General features: G+C 30.6%; 24 protein-coding genes and 4 riboswitches. Of the genes, 2 read left to right on the top strand and 22 right to left on the bottom strand.

Going from position 1 to position 18,741, the window contains the following annotated elements; translation table 11 throughout:
- From atoD to BS62_RS10780, 12 genes are all read right to left on the bottom strand, one after another.
- Positions 1–654, bottom strand: a complete 654-nt coding sequence (gene atoD, locus BS62_RS10835) for an acetate CoA-transferase subunit alpha (protein ID WP_496491294.1) — start codon at positions 652–654, stop codon at positions 1–3.
- Positions 638–1,480 (bottom strand): 3-keto-5-aminohexanoate cleavage enzyme, encoded by an 843-nt coding sequence (gene kce, locus BS62_RS10830; protein WP_496491293.1) that lies wholly within the window; start codon positions 1,478–1,480, stop codon positions 638–640. Before kce ends, atoD begins: the two co-directional genes overlap by 17 nt.
- A 12-nt stretch (positions 1,481–1,492) precedes the next feature.
- The gene (gene kal, locus BS62_RS10825) at positions 1,493–1,873 is read right to left on the bottom strand and encodes a 3-aminobutyryl-CoA ammonia lyase (protein WP_496491292.1); all 381 of its coding nucleotides are present in this window, start codon (positions 1,871–1,873) and stop codon (positions 1,493–1,495) included.
- Positions 1,874–1,894: 21 nt separating this feature from the next.
- A complete protein-coding gene (locus BS62_RS10820; RefSeq protein ID WP_496491291.1) occupies positions 1,895–2,923 on the bottom strand; it encodes an electron transfer flavoprotein subunit alpha/FixB family protein in 1,029 nt (342 codons plus the stop codon).
- A 17-nt stretch (positions 2,924–2,940) separates the two neighbouring features.
- The gene (locus BS62_RS10815) at positions 2,941–3,723 is read right to left on the bottom strand and encodes an electron transfer flavoprotein subunit beta (protein WP_496491290.1); all 783 of its coding nucleotides are present in this window, start codon (positions 3,721–3,723) and stop codon (positions 2,941–2,943) included.
- Between the two features lie 16 nt (positions 3,724–3,739).
- On the bottom strand, positions 3,740–4,879 hold the full coding sequence (locus tag BS62_RS10810) for an acyl-CoA dehydrogenase (RefSeq protein WP_496491289.1): 1,140 nt from the start codon (positions 4,877–4,879) through the stop codon (positions 3,740–3,742).
- Between the two features lie 127 nt (positions 4,880–5,006).
- Positions 5,007–5,185: riboswitch (Lysine riboswitch) on the bottom strand.
- 193 nt (positions 5,186–5,378) lie between these two features.
- A riboswitch (Lysine riboswitch) is annotated at positions 5,379–5,558 on the bottom strand.
- 143 nt (positions 5,559–5,701) lie between these two features.
- Positions 5,702–5,880: riboswitch (Lysine riboswitch) on the bottom strand.
- A gap of 157 nt (positions 5,881–6,037) precedes the next feature.
- Complete coding sequence (locus tag BS62_RS10805) at positions 6,038–6,793, bottom strand: class I SAM-dependent methyltransferase (RefSeq protein WP_496491288.1); 756 nt, start codon at positions 6,791–6,793, stop codon at positions 6,038–6,040.
- A 33-nt stretch (positions 6,794–6,826) separates the two neighbouring features.
- Positions 6,827–7,291, bottom strand: a complete 465-nt coding sequence (locus BS62_RS10800; RefSeq protein ID WP_496491287.1) for a GNAT family N-acetyltransferase — start codon at positions 7,289–7,291, stop codon at positions 6,827–6,829.
- Positions 7,292–7,328: 37 nt separating this feature from the next.
- On the bottom strand, positions 7,329–7,517 hold the full coding sequence (locus BS62_RS10795) for a hypothetical protein (RefSeq protein WP_496491286.1): 189 nt from the start codon (positions 7,515–7,517) through the stop codon (positions 7,329–7,331).
- A gap of 40 nt (positions 7,518–7,557) precedes the next feature.
- Positions 7,558–8,073 (bottom strand): GNAT family N-acetyltransferase, encoded by a 516-nt coding sequence (locus BS62_RS10790; protein WP_496491285.1) that lies wholly within the window; start codon positions 8,071–8,073, stop codon positions 7,558–7,560.
- 71 nt (positions 8,074–8,144) lie between these two features.
- Complete coding sequence (locus BS62_RS10785) at positions 8,145–8,567, bottom strand: GNAT family N-acetyltransferase (protein ID WP_496491284.1); 423 nt, start codon at positions 8,565–8,567, stop codon at positions 8,145–8,147.
- A gap of 109 nt (positions 8,568–8,676) precedes the next feature.
- The gene (locus BS62_RS10780; RefSeq protein WP_496491283.1) at positions 8,677–8,841 is read right to left on the bottom strand and encodes a hypothetical protein; all 165 of its coding nucleotides are present in this window, start codon (positions 8,839–8,841) and stop codon (positions 8,677–8,679) included.
- 155 nt (positions 8,842–8,996) lie between these two features.
- On the opposite strand from BS62_RS10780, the gene BS62_RS10775 reads away from it, so the two are divergent.
- Entirely contained in the window at positions 8,997–9,737 is a 741-nt protein-coding gene (locus BS62_RS10775; protein WP_496491282.1) for a metallophosphoesterase family protein, read from the top strand.
- A 53-nt stretch (positions 9,738–9,790) separates the two neighbouring features.
- On the opposite strand, the gene BS62_RS10770 is transcribed toward BS62_RS10775, so the two are convergent.
- The 4 genes from BS62_RS10770 to tenA are packed head-to-tail and all read right to left on the bottom strand — an operon-like array spanning position 9,791 to position 12,976.
- Positions 9,791–10,783, bottom strand: a complete 993-nt coding sequence (locus BS62_RS10770; RefSeq protein WP_496491281.1) for an ABC transporter substrate-binding protein — start codon at positions 10,781–10,783, stop codon at positions 9,791–9,793.
- Positions 10,764–11,546, bottom strand: a complete 783-nt coding sequence (locus BS62_RS10765; protein WP_496491280.1) for an ABC transporter permease — start codon at positions 11,544–11,546, stop codon at positions 10,764–10,766. The genes BS62_RS10770 and BS62_RS10765 overlap by 20 nt, the downstream gene beginning before the upstream one ends.
- Positions 11,513–12,307, bottom strand: a complete 795-nt coding sequence (locus BS62_RS10760) for an ABC transporter ATP-binding protein (RefSeq protein WP_496491279.1) — start codon at positions 12,305–12,307, stop codon at positions 11,513–11,515. The genes BS62_RS10765 and BS62_RS10760 overlap by 34 nt, the downstream gene beginning before the upstream one ends.
- On the bottom strand, positions 12,308–12,976 hold the full coding sequence (gene tenA, locus BS62_RS10755) for a thiaminase II (RefSeq protein ID WP_496491278.1): 669 nt from the start codon (positions 12,974–12,976) through the stop codon (positions 12,308–12,310).
- Between the two features lie 89 nt (positions 12,977–13,065).
- Positions 13,066–13,165: riboswitch (TPP riboswitch) on the bottom strand.
- A gap of 181 nt (positions 13,166–13,346) precedes the next feature.
- On the opposite strand from tenA, the gene BS62_RS10750 reads away from it, so the two are divergent.
- On the top strand, positions 13,347–13,505 hold the full coding sequence (locus BS62_RS10750) for a hypothetical protein (RefSeq protein WP_496491277.1): 159 nt from the start codon (positions 13,347–13,349) through the stop codon (positions 13,503–13,505).
- Between the two features lie 61 nt (positions 13,506–13,566).
- Here the strand turns inward: BS62_RS10750 and BS62_RS10745 are convergent, their stop codons facing one another.
- The 6 genes from BS62_RS10745 to BS62_RS10720 all read right to left on the bottom strand — a co-directional run bounded on the left by BS62_RS10745 (position 13,567) and on the right by BS62_RS10720 (position 18,670).
- Positions 13,567–14,313: an ABC transporter permease gene (locus tag BS62_RS10745; RefSeq protein ID WP_496491276.1), complete on the bottom strand. Its 747-nt coding sequence runs from the start codon at positions 14,311–14,313 to the stop codon at positions 13,567–13,569.
- The gene (locus tag BS62_RS10740) at positions 14,313–14,969 is read right to left on the bottom strand and encodes an ABC transporter ATP-binding protein (protein ID WP_496491275.1); all 657 of its coding nucleotides are present in this window, start codon (positions 14,967–14,969) and stop codon (positions 14,313–14,315) included. Before BS62_RS10740 ends, BS62_RS10745 begins: the two co-directional genes overlap by 1 nt.
- 330 nt (positions 14,970–15,299) lie before the next feature.
- Positions 15,300–15,611 carry a PadR family transcriptional regulator gene (locus BS62_RS10735; protein WP_496491274.1) on the bottom strand — a complete coding sequence of 104 codons (312 nt, stop codon included), beginning with the start codon at positions 15,609–15,611 and terminating at the stop codon, positions 15,300–15,302.
- A gap of 253 nt (positions 15,612–15,864) precedes the next feature.
- Positions 15,865–16,551 carry a DUF4397 domain-containing protein gene (locus BS62_RS10730; protein ID WP_496491273.1) on the bottom strand — a complete coding sequence of 229 codons (687 nt, stop codon included), beginning with the start codon at positions 16,549–16,551 and terminating at the stop codon, positions 15,865–15,867.
- Between the two features lie 264 nt (positions 16,552–16,815).
- Positions 16,816–17,463 carry a cyclase family protein gene (locus tag BS62_RS10725; protein WP_496491272.1) on the bottom strand — a complete coding sequence of 216 codons (648 nt, stop codon included), beginning with the start codon at positions 17,461–17,463 and terminating at the stop codon, positions 16,816–16,818.
- A 142-nt stretch (positions 17,464–17,605) separates the two neighbouring features.
- On the bottom strand, positions 17,606–18,670 hold the full coding sequence (locus BS62_RS10720) for a PQQ-dependent sugar dehydrogenase (protein WP_496491271.1): 1,065 nt from the start codon (positions 18,668–18,670) through the stop codon (positions 17,606–17,608).
- Positions 18,671–18,741 lie beyond the last annotated feature (71 nt).

The raw sequence follows: 18,741 nt of genomic DNA, 5'->3' as shown, positions 1-18,741 counted from the left end.
TTACTCTCCTCCTTTCACTATGTGGTGAACTAGTACTCCAGGTGTCATTACTGCATCTGGGTCTATTTCTCCAACATTAACTACACTGTCAGCTTCTACTATTACAGTATCCGCTGCCATAGCTATTAAAGGATTGAAGTTTTTTGTAGTTCCTTTATAGAATGTGTTTCCAAAGCTATCTACTATGCTTCCCTTAACTAAAGCTAAATCTGCTCTTAAAGGAAGTTCAAGTAAATAATCTACTCCATTTATATTAAGTTTTTCTTTGCCATCTTCAACTAAAGTACCAACTCCAGTTGGAGTAAGTATTCCACCAAGGCCAAATCCACCTGCTCTTACTCTTTCAATAAGTGTTCCTTGAGGAGAAAGTTCAACATCTAAAACTCCTTCATTCATAAGCTTTCCTGTTTGAGGATTAGTTCCTATGTGAGAAGCTATAACCTTCTTTACTTGATTATTTACAATAAGTCTACCTATTCCCTTATCAACAAAACTTGTGTCATTACCTATAATAGTTAGGTTTTTTACATCCATTTCTATTATTAAATCTATTAGTTTTTCAGGTGTACCACAACCTAAAAATCCGCCTATCATTATAGTCATATCATCTTTTATTAATTCTTTTAAGTCGTTAGCATTAACAATTTTGTTCATATGCTACCTCCTTAAGTCCTAGAATTTTTCTAGCTTCAGCAGGAGTTGCTATTTCTCTTCCAAACTCTTTTGCTATTCTTACTACCTTCTCAACAAGTTCAGCATTTGATTTTGCTAAAACTCCTTTAGATATATAAACATTATCTTCAAATCCAACTCTTACATGGCCACCCATAATTATTGAAAGTGCTGCCATTTCAAATTCGCTTCTTCCTATACCTGCTACAGTAAATGTTGCATCATGAGGTATACTTTCTCTCATAAATACTAAATCTCTAGGAGTTGCACTAATTCCACCATTTACTCCCATTACGAAGTTAAAATGCATTGGAGCTTTTATGTATCCTTTTCTTTGAAGTCTTAAAGCCATATCTACCATACCTTTGTCAAATACTTCAATTTCTGGCTTTATATCAAGTTCTATCATTTTTTCTCCAAATTCTTTTATTGTATTTTCAGTGTTTACAAATATATCATCTCCACCAAAGTTACAAGTTCCGCAATCAAGAGTTGCCATTTCTGGACTTAAATTAACTGGTTGAAGTCTTTCTGCATTGCTCATTCCAACAGCTCCACCAGTAGATGGCTGAATTATAGCATCTGGGCATCTTCTTTTTATTTCTTCTATACATTCTCTAAATCTATTTATATCTTGTGTTGGAGTTCCATCATCATTTCTAACATGAAGGTGAATAACACTAGCCCCTGCCTTGTATGCTTTTTCTGCTTCTTCACCTATTTCAGTTACTGAGTAAGGAACACTAGGGTTGTGCTCCTTAGTAACTTCTGCTCCACATATAGCCGCAGTTATTATTAACTTTTCCATAATATTCCCCCCTTAGCCTCTTTGCTTATCCTTTGGGACTACACAAGTTCCGCTTGCTCTACATACAACAATTGGCTCTGTAAGTACATCTGCAGCTGAATCATTTATATCTGGTCTTGGAACTATAACCTTTCTAGCTTCAAATACCATTTTTCTTGATGTATTCCCATACTCAACTATTTCTCCAACTGCTTCAATATAGTCTCCTGCATAAACTGGAGCTAAAAACTCTACAGAATCATATGCTCTAAAAAGACCTTCGTCTCCATCATTTAATATTAAAAGTTCTGTTGCTACATCCCCAAATAAATTAAGCATTCTAGCCCCATCAACTAAATTTCCACCGTAATGAGCATCATGCATACTCATTCTCATTCTTATAACTGATTTCATATTTATAGCCCCCTTTATTTATTAAACAGTTGCAGCTACTTCTTCACTTTCTTTAGATAATTTTAATTCTTCTATAAGAGCTGGTATTACTTTGTTTACATCTCCTACTATTCCAACATCAGCTATTTCAAATATTGGTGCAGAAGGGTTTTTATTTATAGCTACTATAAATTCAGATTCTTCCATACCTGCTACGTGTTGTATTGCCCCGGAAATACCACAAGCTATATATAGGTCAGGTCTTACTGTTTTACCTGTTTGACCTACTTGTCTTGCGCTATCCATTATTCCAGCATCTACCATAGCACGAGAAGCTGATACTACTCCACCAAGGTGTTTTGCAAGTTCTTCTAGGTGTGTGAAGTTTTCTTTAGTTCCAACTCCTCTACCACCAGAAACTAATATATTAGCTTCTTCTATATTAACCTTTTGCTTTTCTTCTTTTACAACTTCAAGTATTTCAACATTCATATCTGCTGCTGTAAATTCAACCATAAATTCTTCTATGTTTCCAGATCTACTTTCATCTTTAGCAAGCTTTTGCATAACCCCTGGTCTTACTGTAGTCATTTGTGGTCTGTGATCTGGGCAAACTATTGTAGCCATTATATTTCCACCAAATGCTGGTCTTGTCATAAGTAAGTTATTAGTTTCTTCATCTATATCAAGTGAAGTACAGTCTGCTGTAAGTCCTGTATGTACTCTAGCAGAAACTCTAGGTGCTAAGTCTCTTCCTATTGCAGTTGCTCCTATTAACATAGCTTCAGGCTTTTTATCATTTATAAGAATTGTAAGTGCTTTTGTATAAGGTTCTGTCATGTATATATCAAGTGCCTTATCATCTACTACGATTACATCATCCGCTCCGTATTGTATAAGATCATTTGCCTTAGCTTTTATTTCGTGGCCTAATATTACTGCTGTAAGTTTAGAACCTAATTTATCTGCTATTTCTCTTCCTTTTCCTAAAAGTTCTACTGATACACTTTGAACTTTTTTATCTCTTTGCTCTACGAAAACCCAAACGCCTTTATATTCTGAAATACTCATATTTAGCCCCCCTTAAGTTATATAATGTATTTTTCCTTTAGTTTTTCAACTATTATTTGTGCTCCTTCTTTTGCATCTACATCAAATACTTTACCAGCAGATTTTGCTCCCTTAGTAAATGATTTTTTAACTTTAGTTGGAGAACCTTTAAGACCCATATTTGCCATATCAACTTCTATATCATTAACATTCCATATTTCTACTTGCTTTTCTCTATAAGCATCAAATATGCCTCCTACACTCATGTATCTAGGCTCATTCATTTCCTTTAATGTAGTTATAAGACATGGAGTTTTAACTTTTATTTTGTGGTATCCATCTTCAAATACTCTTTTTAATACAAGATCTTTTTCATATACATCTAGATCTTCTACGTAACTTACGTGAGGTATTTGTAAATGTTCTGCTATTTGAGGTCCAACTTGTGCTGTATCCCCATCTATTGCCTGTCTTCCAGCTATTATAAGATCATAATCTAATTTTTTAAGTGCTCCTGCTATTGTACTTGATGTAGCCCAAGTATCTGCTCCTGCAAATGCTCTATCACTTAAAAGTATTGCTCTATCTACACCCATTGCAAATGATTCTCTTAATGCTTCTTCAGCTTGTGCTGGTCCCATAGTAATTACTGTAATATGAGCTCCTATTTCATCCTTAAGTCTTAAAGCAGCTTCAAGTCCACTCTTATCATCTGGATTTATTATACTTGGTATCCCATCTCTTATTAATGTTCCTGTTTTAGGATCAAGTCTAACTTCTGTAGTATCTGGTACTTGTTTTATACAAACAACTATATTCATCTTTAATCCCCCCTATTTATTTAAGTACGTTTGCTGATATAACCATTCTTTGAACTTCTGAAGTTCCTTCATATATTTCAGTTATCTTTGCATCTCTCATCATTCTTTCAACTGGATATTCTCTTGTATATCCATATCCACCGTGTAGTTGTACTGCCTTTGTTGTAACTTCCATTGCAGTTTCTGAAGCATATAATTTCGCCATTGCAGCTTCTAAAGAATAAGCTACTCCTCTATCCTTAGCTTTAGCAGCCTTGTAAACAAGTAATCTTGCTGCTTCAGTTTTAGTGCTCATATCTGCAACTTGGAATTGAGTATTTTGGAAGTATGATATTGGCTTTCCAAATTGTCTTCTTTCTTTAACATAAGAAACAGTTTCATCTATTGCTCCTTGAGCTATACCTAAAGCTTGAGCTGCTATTCCTATACGTCCACCGTCTAGCGTTTTCATAGCTATACCAAAGCCTTTACCTTCTTTACCAAGTAAGTTTTCTTTTGGAATTCTGCAGTTTTCAAATATAAGTTCACAAGTTGCAGACCCTTTTATACCAAGTTTGTGCTCTTGTTTTCCTATGCTGAATCCTTCAGTTCCCTTCTCAACTATAAATGCTGATATTCCTCTTGTTCCTTTAGATTTATCTGTCATTGCCATAACTATGTAAGTTTCAGCATATCCAGCATTAGTTATAAATATCTTAGAACCATTTAATATGTATTCATCTCCATCTAAAACTGCTGTAGTTTGTTGTCCAGCAGCATCTGTTCCTGCATTAGGTTCAGTTAATCCAAATGCCCCTAATTTTTCTCCCTTTGCAAGTGGAGTTAAATATTTTTGTTTTTGTTCTTCTGTTCCAAATTCATATATAGGTGCTGCACATAATGAAGTATGAGCTGAAACTATTACCCCAGTAGTTCCACAAACCTTAGATAATTCTTCTACTGCCATAGCATAAGCTAAATTATCTGCACCTTGACCGCCATATTTCTTAGGAAAAGGTATTCCCATAAAGCCATATTTCGCTAATTTTTTAACAGTATTTATTGGAAATTCTTCCTTTTCATCTACCTCTTGAGCAAAAGGTTTAACCTCTTTGTCAGCAAATTCCTGATACATTTTTTGGAGCATGTTATGCTCTTTTGAAAAACAAAATTCCATTGTAATTCCCCCTTTGATTATTGGACTATATTGTTTGTGGTTATGAATAAAAGACGTTGAAAGATTTCCAGTACTTTTTCCTGCAATAGAAAAAAGCTACTCATGTAATGAAAACCCTTCTTTTCACTACATAAATAGCTCTCCATAATAAACTATGGCAGTTATAGGGCATTTCTGCTCTATACCCAAGAACACACTTAAGAACAAATATATTCTTTCGGCAAAGAAACCATTCACCTTTAATATCGGAGGTTCTTCTCCTTAACACCTAAAGGTTACCCTTTTCTTCGCACCTCTATTTATGATAATTTTTAATTTTTCCTTTATTCATAATCTTTATTTATTACTTGAATTTATTGTAAATCATTGTCTAAAGTTTGTCAATCATATTTTTACAGTCGTAATTTTCAGAAAATACCGCAATTTAATATATGTATATGTAGTTAATTTTCTTATAATTTAAAAGAGCTATTTATGTAATGAAAATCTTTATTTTCACTACATAAATAGCTCTCCATAATAATCTATGGCAGTTATAGGGCATTTCTGCTCTATACCCAAGAATACACTTAAGAACAAATATATTCTTTCGGCAAAGAAATCATTCACTTTTAGTATCGAAGGTTCTTCTCCTTAACACCTAAAAGTTACCCCTTTCCTTTGCGCCTCTATTTATGTTAATTATTGTTTTTATAATATTCTCAATATTCTTAATCTAATTATATATCTACAGTTATATTTTGTCAATTAATTTCATGGAAGTTTTTAGAAAATATTAGAAATTAAAAAAGCTATTTATGTAATGAAAATTTTTATTTTCATTACATAAATAGCTCTCCATAACAATCTATGGCAATCATAGGGCTTTGTGCTCTATAACCAAGAACATACTTAAGAACAAATACATTCTTTCGGCAAAGAAATCATTCACCTTTAGTATCGGAGGCTCTTCTCCTTAACACCTAAAAGTTACCCATTTCCTTCGCACCTCTATTTATGTCTAGTTACGTCACATTCCTATTGTTGTTTTTATTTGTAATTTTTGAAGTATCCTATGTTTTTATTATATATTTTTATCCATATATTGTCAATATTGTTTCATATTTGATTTTTTAATCATAATATATTTTTTGATTATTTTAGCCTATATTCATAATCCTATTTTTTAATTGCTCTCGTTGTATAGAAAGTTGGTATATTGAATTCATGTAGTTTACCTGCACCGTTTGTATCTTGATATATATCTGTTAGCATAAATCCTGCCTGTAATTGTCCACCTATTTGTTCTTCAATGGTATGTGAGAATTGAATTCCCCAGTCATTTTTTATTGAATCATCATACTGTTGATTATCCTTTAGCGGGTTAAATGGCAATTTATAGGTTACCTTTGTTTCTTCGTCATTGAAAATATAATTAATACCATTATCTAGTCCTGATAATAATATTCCGCCTTTTTTTAACACCCTATAACATTCTTTCCATATAGGAAGAACATCCTCAACATAGCAATTAGAAACTGGATGAAAGATCAAGTCGAAGGACGCATCCTCAAAAGGCAAAGGCTTTGTCATATCCGCCCTAACTGTTTTAATATCGTAGCTTTCTCTTTTCGCTACTTCATTTTCACTTAACAATTGTTTTTCTGAGTAATCCAATACCGTACACTTTGCACCTAATGCAGTAAATATAGGCATTTGCTGACCACCACCAGAAGCTAACCCTAATATTTTTTTATTCTTCATTTCACCAAACCATTCCTTTGGTACTGGTTTGGTAGGTGTCAGTAAGACAAACCACTCATTATTTTTAGCTTTTTCAAAAATATCGTGGCTAATAGGTTGGCCCCATTCCCAGCCTTCCTCAACCCACTTATCAAAAATTTTGGAGTTAATTTCTGTATAATTTTTATCCATATAAACCGCTCCCCTTTTTATATATTAATCAGTTTAATAAACATAAACTTCTGACTGCCATTTATCTATCCATCCATCATATACAAAACCTAATTTAAGCAACAAATTTTTAGAAGGAATATTTTCTTTTTCAGTCATGGCTATTATTTCACAGCCGGAATATTCTGCTTTAAGTTTTGGTAATAATACTTTCAAAACTTCACTTATATATCCTTTTCGAGAATGAACTGGATCAATAGTATATCCAATTGTAATAGTTTTTTCTTTTTTTACTAGATATAAATCTCCTAAAAGATTATCTGTGGTATTATGAACAATAGCAAGTTGAATTCCATTTTCAACATTTAAAGGAACTAATAATGCTTCTCTATATTCATCTTTAGTTAAATTCTTAAAACTTTGATGCTTCATCCACTCTTCGTTATTTCTATAAATCATGAATGAGTCTAAATCTTTTTCTTCAAAGGACCTTAATATACATCTATCCGTTTCAATCACAAAATCACCCCATTTTAAATTTTTTTGTAGCTAATGTTTACTGACTTTTATCTTTTCTAAATATTAAATTTGTTATAGTTCCTAAAATAAAAGCAGGTATTGTACTCAATATCAATATCCCAATTATAATATTAAACGATATATTATATACTTGAACTACAGGTAAAACTACAGAGATTATATAAAATATTATATAATCTAATTTTCTAAACGATGAAAAATTCATGTTATCCCCCTATCCTAAATACTTCATTAGCTACTTAATACTATATTTCTATCCAATATCTTTGAGTTGTTTCTCCGTCTTTAGTAACTTCATTTTCTAATACTCCGCCATTATTTATTATAGTTCTTGCTGATGCAATATTTTTTTTATTACAAATAATTAATACTCTTTTCATACCTAATCCTTCTACTATTGATAGTGCTAACGCAAGTGCTTGAGTTGCATATCCTTTTCTACGTTCAGAAGGCCTTATTCCATAACCTATATGCCCTCCATGGTTTAGTAAATAATCATTTAACTCATGCCTTATATGTAAAGAACCATAAATTTTCTTATTTTCATCTACTAAAAAATATATTGAAGCTGGGACAAAACCTTTGTCATATGCTTTATTAGTTTTTTGTTCACTCCATTTATTTATTAAATCCTTATAAATAAAATTACTTCTTATTGATGCAGACGGAATAATATTTTCTCCTAATTTCTCCCACTCGTCTATATACTCATTGTATTCTTTTTCTATTTCAAGATTTGGTTCTATTAACTTAAATATCACGAAACTCACCCCTTTATTTCATTAACAACTATGTAATAATTTATAGTTTAGATATAAACTAAATATAACTTTTATTCAGTAAAATTATTTTTCTTCATTTTCTCTGGGTTAAGAAATAAGGCCATTCCTGTTTTCATTTTTTTAAAATTAAGTTTTTCATAAAAAACTTCTTTGCCAGGGGCAGCATATAATATAAAGTTACATTGTGGTATACGTTCTACAATGCTATTTACAATTGTACTACCTATCTTTGTCCCTTGATATTGTGGTACTACTGCTACATCGTATATAGCAGCTTGATAAGCGCCATCTGAAATTGCACGACCAAAGCCAATTAGTTTATCTTCATCAAAGACAAATACAACAGTGTGGCTGTTTTCAAAGGCCTTCTTATGTATTTCCCCTTCAAAATATGCCATACCTACATTTTTTAATGTATTTGATACAATATCCCAATGTATGCCTTCACAATTATATTGAATTCTTAAATCCATTTATTCCCCTCCTAAATACCTTAAACAAATTTATTAGTTCTATTATTATATTATAAAGTATTACACAAAAAAAGACGACAATTGCCGTCTTATATTACTAATATATAAATTACTCTTTATCTTCTTCTAATGACTCATTCGTATCGTCTGCTTGGCCACCAGTTGTATTTTCGCCTTGTCCAGGATTTGATTGTTCATTTTGATCAATTGATTTGTTAGTGCATCCAGCCAAACTTAAAATTATTAATCCAATTAATGCTATTTTTTTTATCATTTTTATTTTCCTCCTAATATTGACTTTAAATATATTATTTTATTAATAATGTAAATTTATTTAACAGAATTTAGTTTAAATTGAAAGTTAAACCTAATAATTTAATAAGTTTTTGGAAATACATTAATATATAAATATATTAATCGGAGGTATTTATGAAAATTGGTTTAATAACTGATATACATGGAAATTATCCAGCTCTAAAAGCTGTATTAGATGATATTGATAAAAATAAAAATATAAGCGAAATTTACTGCACTGGAGATATGATTGGAATTGGTCCAAATTCAAATGAGGTGTTAAATACACTTTTTTCTAGAGATAATATACATATGACTTTAGGAAATCACGATGAATATGTTTTAGCCTTATTAAACAATGAAGAACATCCTCCTAGAGATAAGAAATCAATTGAACACCATAAGTGGATAGCTAATAGATTAGATAAATCTTTGGCATCAAAGTTAGAAAAACTACCACGTTTTATAAGAAAAACCTTTTATAATAAATCTGCATTGTTTTTACATTATCATATAAAATCAAATATGATAAATGAACACATTAGCAAAGATCCTTATCATGAAATTGTTCAGCCATCCCTTGAAAACCTTAATAATCTTTTTGATGAATGTAGAGAAGATATTATATGTTTTGGACATCATCATCCTCTCCATTTTTTCAAAACTGAAGACAAGATTTATTTAAACCCAGGGTCTCTAGGTTGTTATCACAAGCCTATAGCTCGTTATGCCATAATATCCTTTGATAATTATAGTGTAGATGTTGCACTTAGAGAAGTAGAATACGATAATACTGAATTTCTTCAGACTTTTAAAAACTTAGATATTCCGAATAAAGAATCTATTTTTGAAGATTTTTATGGAAATCAAATTTAATTTCCTTTTAATATAAAAATCCAGCAGTACTTAAGCTGCTGGACTTTTATATATTATTTAAATAAATCTTTGCTATTAACTTCTTTTTTAAGCAATTTCTTTTCTTTTAACCACTTAGCATTCTTAGTCCAGTTTTCTTCATCTTGGGTTAAGAATTTACCACTTTCATTTTCCATAAGAGGCATTAATATTTCTAAGCTCTTTTTTTCTATTTCTGAATCAAGTGGGAAGTTTTCATTTTGAACATTTAGCACTAAATCTAGGGCTTTATCAGGATTGCTCTTAGTATATTCAAATCCTTTTTTAGCAGCATCTAAGAAAGCTTGTATAGTCTCATTATTATTCTTAATTCCATCATCACTAGCTATAAATGCTAATTCATAATTGTTAGGTACTCCATAGTCTGCTGGGTTGAAAGTATCTAATTGTATTCCTTCTTTTTCTAATAATATCTTTTCATGGTTTATGTATCCGCCTATTATTCCATCAACTCTTTTAGTTTGAATTGCAGCCATTAATTCATAACCTACATCTACAAACTCTATCTTTGAAGGGTCACCACCAGCTTCACTAACCATTGCCATAACAGTTTCCTTATCAATATCAAAAGATGGATAACCTATTTTTTTACCTTCTAGATCCTTTAGTGTTTTAACCCCTGCATCCTTATTTACCATCAGTTGGTTTAGAGAACTTCTAACTATTGCACCAACTGACTTAACAGGTATATCTTCACCTCTAGCTAAAATTATTTGCTTTGGATAACTTATAGCTAAATCAGCTTGACCTGATGCTACTAACTTAATTCCATCATCTGTACCTGCTGGTGTAATTAAATTAACCTTTAGCCCTGCTTCTTCAAAATATCCTTGTTCCTCTGCAGCATACAAGAATGAATGAACTGCATTTGGATACCAATCTAATAAAACATCTACCTCTTTTAATTCTTTAGTAGCCTTTGTCTCTCCCTTAGTAGAACATCCACTTAAAAGCAAACTAAACATCATAACAACTACTAATAAAATACTAACCTTTTTTGATTTCATAATTATCCTCCTTATTTCCTCTTCTGTATTTTAATAAAATCTTTTCTAGTAAAAAGCCTATTGAAAATAGGGTCATTCCTAAAAATGATAAAACTAACACTCCAGCAAAAACTGAATCAGATTGCAACATTCCTGATGCTCTTTTCACATATATACCTAGTCCTTTTTCAGCTCCTAACCACTCTCCAATAGTAGCCCCTGCAACACTATAAGTAGCAGCTATCTTAAAACTACTTAAAAAGTTAGGTAATACAGAATTCATATGTAGTTTGAAAAATATCTGTAACTTACTTCCTCCTAATGCTTTTAATACATCCTCTAAGTCTTTGTCTACACTATTTAACCCATCTAAAGTACTTATAACTATAGGGAAAAAACAAAATAACACTACAACTGCTACCTTTGACCATATTGTATATCCAAACCACATAATCATAATAGGAGACAGTGCAATGGTTGGAATTGTTTGAGAAAATATAATAATTGGATATAATGTTTTCCCTACATGTTTCCAAAGATATATAGAAAGTGCACAAGATACACCTATTACTACAGATATACTAAGGCCTAGTATTGCTTCCCCTAGTGTTATTAAAGAATGCTTGTATAAAAGTTCTCTTTGAGATATTAACGCCTCAATAACCGCAGAAAACCTAGGTAAAATATATCTTGGTATGTTTAAATATGGTATTAAAAACTCCCAAGCTAAAACTATTAATAATAAAAAAACTAAAGGGAATATGTAATTTTTAAGTCTTTGCATTCTTCCATTCCCCCTTTGTAATCTACATCATCGAGGATGTTTAAAATATCTCTTTTGAGACTAATAAACTCACTTGAAAGTGTTGTTTCATAGTTTCTAGGCCTTTTGAAGTTTACATCTATAGACCTTAGATTTTTATATGGAAGCTCAGTACAAATAAGTATTCTATCAGATAAAAGTAGTGCCTCATCTATATCGTGAGTTATCATAAATACAGTATTTCTTTGTTTTTGACAAAGGTCAAGTAGCCATGATTGCATCTTTCTTCTAGTTAGTGCATCTAGTGATGAAAATGGCTCATCTAACAAAAGTATTGAAGGATTATTTACTGTAGCTCTTAAAAATGATGCTCTTTGTCTCATACCACCTGATAATTCATGGGGATATAATTTTTCAGTACCTTTAAGTCCAAAGTCTTCAAAATATGTAACTGCTATTTTTCTAGCTTCTTTCTTTTTATAACCATTTAACTCAAGCCCCACTGTTATATTGTCTAGGATATTTCTCCAAGGCATTAATGAATCTTTTTGAGGCATATATCCTATAATGTTTTTGTTATTTTCATTATATATTTGTACACTACCCCTTTGTGGTTTTAGTAGTCCTAAAATCAGCCTAAAAAGAGTACTTTTTCCTGTACCACTAGGTGCAATAATTGTAATAAACTCATTTTTATCTATGCTAAAGGATAAATCATCAATAATAACTTTTTCTGAATCCTTGTATCTAAAATATAAATTGTTAATCTCTAATGCCTTCATCTAAATAACCCAACTTTCTTTTTTATAACATCCATCCCAAAACATATATTCATATTTTGAAGAAAGGATGAATAGATCTTCTAGTTTTTGAAGTTGTCTTTCTGGAAGTCCTTCAGCAAGTCTGTCCATTAATTTTATACACCAATCATTTTGCTTATTGTATTCTTCATCTGCATATGTAAGTATCCATTCTTTATAAAGTGGATGCTCTAATGCTTTTTTGTCTTTAGCTAAAGTTTTACCAATAAAGGCATAACTCCACATGCAAGGAAGCAATACCGCTACTAATTCAGCTAATGATCCTTGGTTAGATACCTGAAGCATAAACTTAGTGTATGATAAGTTACTTGCATTTGGCTTTGTATCTTCAAGTTCTTCTTTAGTAATTCCAAACTTCTTTGCAAATTCAACATGTGCATCCATCTCAATATTCACTATAGCATTTGCACATTTTGAAAAAGCTTGCATGTCTTCTAAAGTATCTGATTTAACCATCCCTAATGCGAAAATTTTTATGTAATCTATTAAATAAACATAGTCTTGCTTAACATAAAAACTAAACTTATCATCTTCTAATGTACCTTGACTCAGCTCTTTAAGAAAAGGATGCTCCAGGTATGATTCCCAAATAGGTTTAGCTTTTGAAAATAATCTTTGTGAAAATTGCATAAAAAAACTCCTTCCAAAGGTATTTGATATACCATCGAAAGGAGTTTATAATCCATTAATCATAAATCTAAAAAGCTAGATTTAACTTATGTATTATACTATAACTTCCCTTCGCTGGCATTATCCAGTGCAGGTTCAAAGGGTCTGAATAAATTCATCTCAGCCATAAGGGCTCCCCTAGTACGCATCTTGATTTTATACTTTTTTAATTTTTTTGTCAATATATAATAAATTATGTATAAATTAAAGACAAAGTAAGTATTACATATATAACTAAATATAGTCTTCATAGTTAAATAATAACTAGATTTTTAAGCTATTTATATAGACATAATAATACTGTATAAAATAATAAATAAGGAGTGATATTATGTTTAAAATGTCTAATTTAAAACCCGAAGAATTAAAAGAAGTAAAAAAAGCAGAACAACAATTACAAGATAAATTAGGAAAAGATGTTGCGTTAATTGCTTGGAAAGATAAAGATAAAAATGATATTAGAGATAATAATAAACAAGGACTTGTTTAAATAATTAAATTTTATTGATGACTTATTAATATTATTTTAAGGAGCTAATTTTTATATAAAACTAGCTCCTTAACTGACATCTTTCATTGTAAAAACTTTTATATGCTAAGTAAGTTGCTATTAAAGTTGATATAGATGATGACGATACTATCATAAATGTAACCATAATTTGAAATTTAACTGCTATTATAGGAGATACCCCACCTAAGATTAACCCTGTCATCATGCCCGGAAGAGAAACTATTCCTAATGTTTTGGCTGAGTCTATAGTTGGTGTTATGGCAACCTTAATACACTCTCTTAATATATCTTTAGAAGCCTCTTTAACGGATGCACCTAAGGATAGTTTAGTTTCAACCTCTGCTCTTCTTAGATTAAAGGAAGTATTTAAATTCTTGTAACTTAATCCAATAGCTACCATGGAATTACTAATTATCATTCCTGATATAGGTATTATTTCATTAGGTTTAAAATTTATAACCCCTGAAAAAACCAAAATATATATAGTTATAATTGAACCTATAAATATTGAAATAAATGATATACCAAATACATTTTTTATATCTTTACCTCGCTTTACAATATTTAGCGATGCATTTACACACATAATCAATATTAAAATCATTATAACTATTGGGTTGTCCATTCCAAAAATTATGTCAAGTATATATCCAACAGCGACTAATTGAATTACCGCTCTTATTACACTTATAATTATTTCACTTTCTAATCCTAATTTCTCCTTGTATGATATTGCTATAGGTATAAACATAAGACAAGATGCTACTATTAAAGATGTTGTACTCATTATACTATTTCCTCCACTTTGCTGATTCGTCCCTCTGATATAACCATTCTTTTATTAAAAATAGATTTGCTTTGCTCTTCGCTATGGGTTATCCATAATACTGTAACACCACTTTGATTAAGTTCTTTTATATATTCTTCAACTTTGGCTTCATTTTCTTTATCCAAAGATGCAGTAGCTTCATCTAATAATAAGATCTCAGGAGTATATATCAAGTTTCTTATAATTGCAATTCTTTGCATTTCTCCACCAGATAGTGAATTTATATTTTTTTCTAAATAACTTTCATTTAAATTAAATTTATCTAAAAGTAGGACTAATCTACTTTTATCTACTTTTTTGTTTCTAATTTTAAATGGAAATTCTAAATTATCATATACGGTCTCACCAAATAAGTGTGGAGTTTGAACACAGTAGCTAATAGATTTTCTTAATTCTATTGGATTATAACTTGTATAACATTTTTCTTTAAAATAAATATTTCCACTTGTTATAGGTATCAAATCTGCACATATTTTTAACAATGTACTTTTTCCACTTCCTGATTTACCAACTATAGATATACAATCACCCTTATTTACATCTAATGATATTCCTTTTAAAACTTCTGTATTACCGGAGTTATAAGTAACTTCTTTTATGCTAAGTATTTTCATGCTAATTCTCCTTTTTAGACTACCATTTGTTGAAATGTATTTCACTTGAATCAAACTCATTTTTTCTTTTTTTGATTTCATCATAGTATCCTATTGCGATTAATGATATTGGCACTATATTCTCAGGCTAACATAGCCGATTCTATTATCTGGATTATTTTTTCTTGTTCTACTTCTTTTTGATTAAAACTTCTTATACTTTGTCTTTTGTTTATTATACTCATAAATTTATTCCTCCTTATTATCGCATTTCGATATCGCAATATGATAATATCATGTTTTATAATTTATAGCAATACAAAAGGTTAAGTAAAATCAAATTTACTTAACCTACTTTATTGCTATATCATTAAATAGCTCTTTTAAATTATTTTTTAGTTCCTGTAAAAGTTTATTCCCTTTTTCTGTAGTTTTATAATATTTTCTAATTCGACCATTTACATTTCTATCTTCTTTTTCTATTAACTCTTCTTCTACCATTGACTTTAATAATGGATATAATGTACCAGGACTAATATTATAGCCATGTTCTTTTAATTCTTCTATCATCCAAGAACCATAAAATTCTTCTATATTTCCATGATGAAGTATATGAACATATATTAATCCATTAAATATTTTTCTTGTAATTTGCTCTTTCAAATACTTCCACCTCAATATCTAATTATGTTATATGCATTATATCATTTTGTAACCAAGAAGCACACTATTATATTATATATTTTTAATAACCCCAAGTATCAATTTGACATCAATACAATTACATTCTTGGCATTAGACCCATTTTCGGAGCCACGACCATACTTTAAATAGTCTTTAACAAGAGCATTTGATTTATCTTCGGCATACCACAATTCAGTGAGATTGCATCCCTTAAAACTCCTAAATTTCATTCTTAGATTATACATTTGCTGTATAAAGTATTTCCATCAACAGATAATATAATTTGAGGTATGTTACCAGCTAAATATAGAGGAGAATTAGTGTCCATACTTCCTGTAATATACAATGTATATATTCTTCCTGATTTAAGCTCAATACGTATATCTATTGGCTTTACGTTTGTGTTATTTGATTTAACTTGAAATCTATGTGTGCCTGGATTTATTAGATTATAGTTAGTACTTTGATTATAGGACAGTGTTTGAGACATTGAACCTTGAGGGAAACTCATTTCAAATGATATATCAGAGTTATCTAAATTGTAAAATCTAATTTTAGTTTGATCAGGCCTAATGCGTTCATTGATGTCATCTATTATTGGTACTATATCTATATCTTTTATGCTTCCAGTTATTGCATAGGTCACTATTTGTCCTAATGGTACTTGTATATTTTCAATAACTGTTAAAGGTGTATCTGTAGTACCTGTTGGGAAAATTTTAACGTTTTGTGTTTCAACACATTGAGTTTTGTATTGTGACATATCTTTAAATTGAAAATTTCTAACTACTAGTATATCGTTTACATACACATCTACTGGTGGTAGTTCTGGTATGCTTTGAAATCCTCTAATTAAGGCACTTATACGTGTAACACAAGGCTCTTCTAATTCATGTATGACCTGTCTATGATTGTACATTTATATATCACACCTTTTAATTTTTATTAGGATAGAAATTCCTAATTCTAATATATTAATATAAACTGGACGGTGTTCATAAAAGCTTACAATTTCCTAGATTTAAATTTAGAAATCCTTTATATTTATGAAATATAGTCTAATTCAGTATGCAATATTATACAATCATGCAATGAATCTAGTTAAATTATATATTAAATATCTCTATATATTTATATTTTTAACGTCAATTTAAAGTATAGCCCATTTATTGAGTTGCATTATCTACTTTTCTAAGATTGCAATAGCACGAATAGGTGCACCATCAGAGTTTGCATATTTTATTGGAAGAGCACAGAATGTAAATAATTCATTTCCTATTTGATCTAAACAATTTAAATTTTCAATTATAACTATCTCATTTTCTGATAAAAGCTTTCTATGAATACTTAAGTTTTCATCATAAATAGGATCAATTCCTATAACATCTAATCCAACTCCCTTTTTAGTACTACTTATTAAATACTCAGCAACTTCTTCAGTAATATAAGGATAATCTCCAAAATATGAATCTGTACCCCAACGTTTATCCCAGCCAGTATAAAACAAAATAAATTCTGCTTCGTTAGCTTTTTCTATTAAATCATCAATATAACTCATAGTGATTCTCTCACCTTCTTGTAAATCACTACAGTTGATAACCAACCCTTTTCCAACAAATTGCTCTATCGGTAATGAATCTAGTGTAGTTCTTTGTTCAAATAAATGTGCAGGTGCATCCATATGAGTTCCTGTATGAGAATACATTGTAAGTAAAGTTTCTTTGAAACCGTCTTTTTCATATGTATTTGAAATTTGTAATTTGGGACCTTCTGTTCCTGGGTAAACTGGCATAATTTCTGAAATCGTATGTGTTAAATCAATAATTTTCATAATAAATCCTCGCTTATTTGTATATTTTATAAGAAATGTAATTAACTCATAATTTAGTATTATTTAATACTTCTATTTTACCTATATTAATCCCTGTAATATTAATTAATATAGGTGCTATCTCTAGCACCTATTCATATGATTAACTCGGAGTAAGTTTGATAATTCTATCATCCGCTACATCAGGATTCCCTCTGCCATCTCTATTACTTGTTGATATATAAATTGACCCATCTTTTCCCATAATAACCTCACGTAAACGGCCATATTCATCTCTAAACCATGACTCTACATTCCTCACTGTTGTTCCATTTCCATTAAGGGACATAGATAATAGTTGTTGTCCACGCAAATTAGTAACTAATAACTTTCCTTTCCATGGACCTTGATCTACAAAAGCAATACCAGATGGCGCCCACGTCACATCACCGCTGTGTATTAATGGTTTTTGTATTGTAACTTCTGTTGAGTCTTCATCTCCTTGAACAAGAGGCCACCCGTAATTGGCTCCTGGTTGTATTATGTTTATCTCGTCGTGAGCTGACTGTCCATGTTCTGATTCATAAAATATACCTTGTGGATTCCAAGCTAATCCTTGAGGATTTCTATGACCTAAGCTGTAAACAGGTGAATTTGCAATTGGATTGTCACTAGGAATACTTCCATCTAATTCTAATCGCAGTATTTTCCCAGCTAAACTATTGATATCCTGTGATAATTCACGATTTCCTGCATCTCCTGTACCTATATATAATTTCTTATCTGGACCTATTTTTATCCTTCCACCATTGTGGATTCGTCCACCAGGGATTTTATCTATAACAACTTTATCAATAGTTGCCCTGTTATTGTTTTCAACTAATCTGACAACACGGTTAAATGTTGAATTACCTTCTATATATGTGTGCATAACATAAATATAATTATTTTGTGAAAAATTTGGATCTAGGGCAATACCCATCAAACCGCCTTCACTTTGACTTATAAATGGCGCACTAAATGTCATAAGCGGCTGTGGATTTAGCTCTCCATCTTCAATAACTCTAATTCTTCCAGGCCTCTCTGTAAAATATATTTTTCCTTCATCACTTATATCTATGGCCCAAGGTACAGTTAAATTTTCAGCTATAACTTCAATTTCATAAGGAAATTGTCTTGTCGTAATTGATTTTACCTTAGCCAAAATGTTATTAATTATTTTTTTCATAACATTATCCTCCAAAATTAAATAACTACATAATTATTTATCCAATTACTATAATATTCTACCTGGAGGCT

Source organism: Sporacetigenium mesophilum DSM 16796 (genome assembly GCF_059569055.1).
This window is presented reverse-complemented; position numbering and strand designations above follow the sequence as displayed.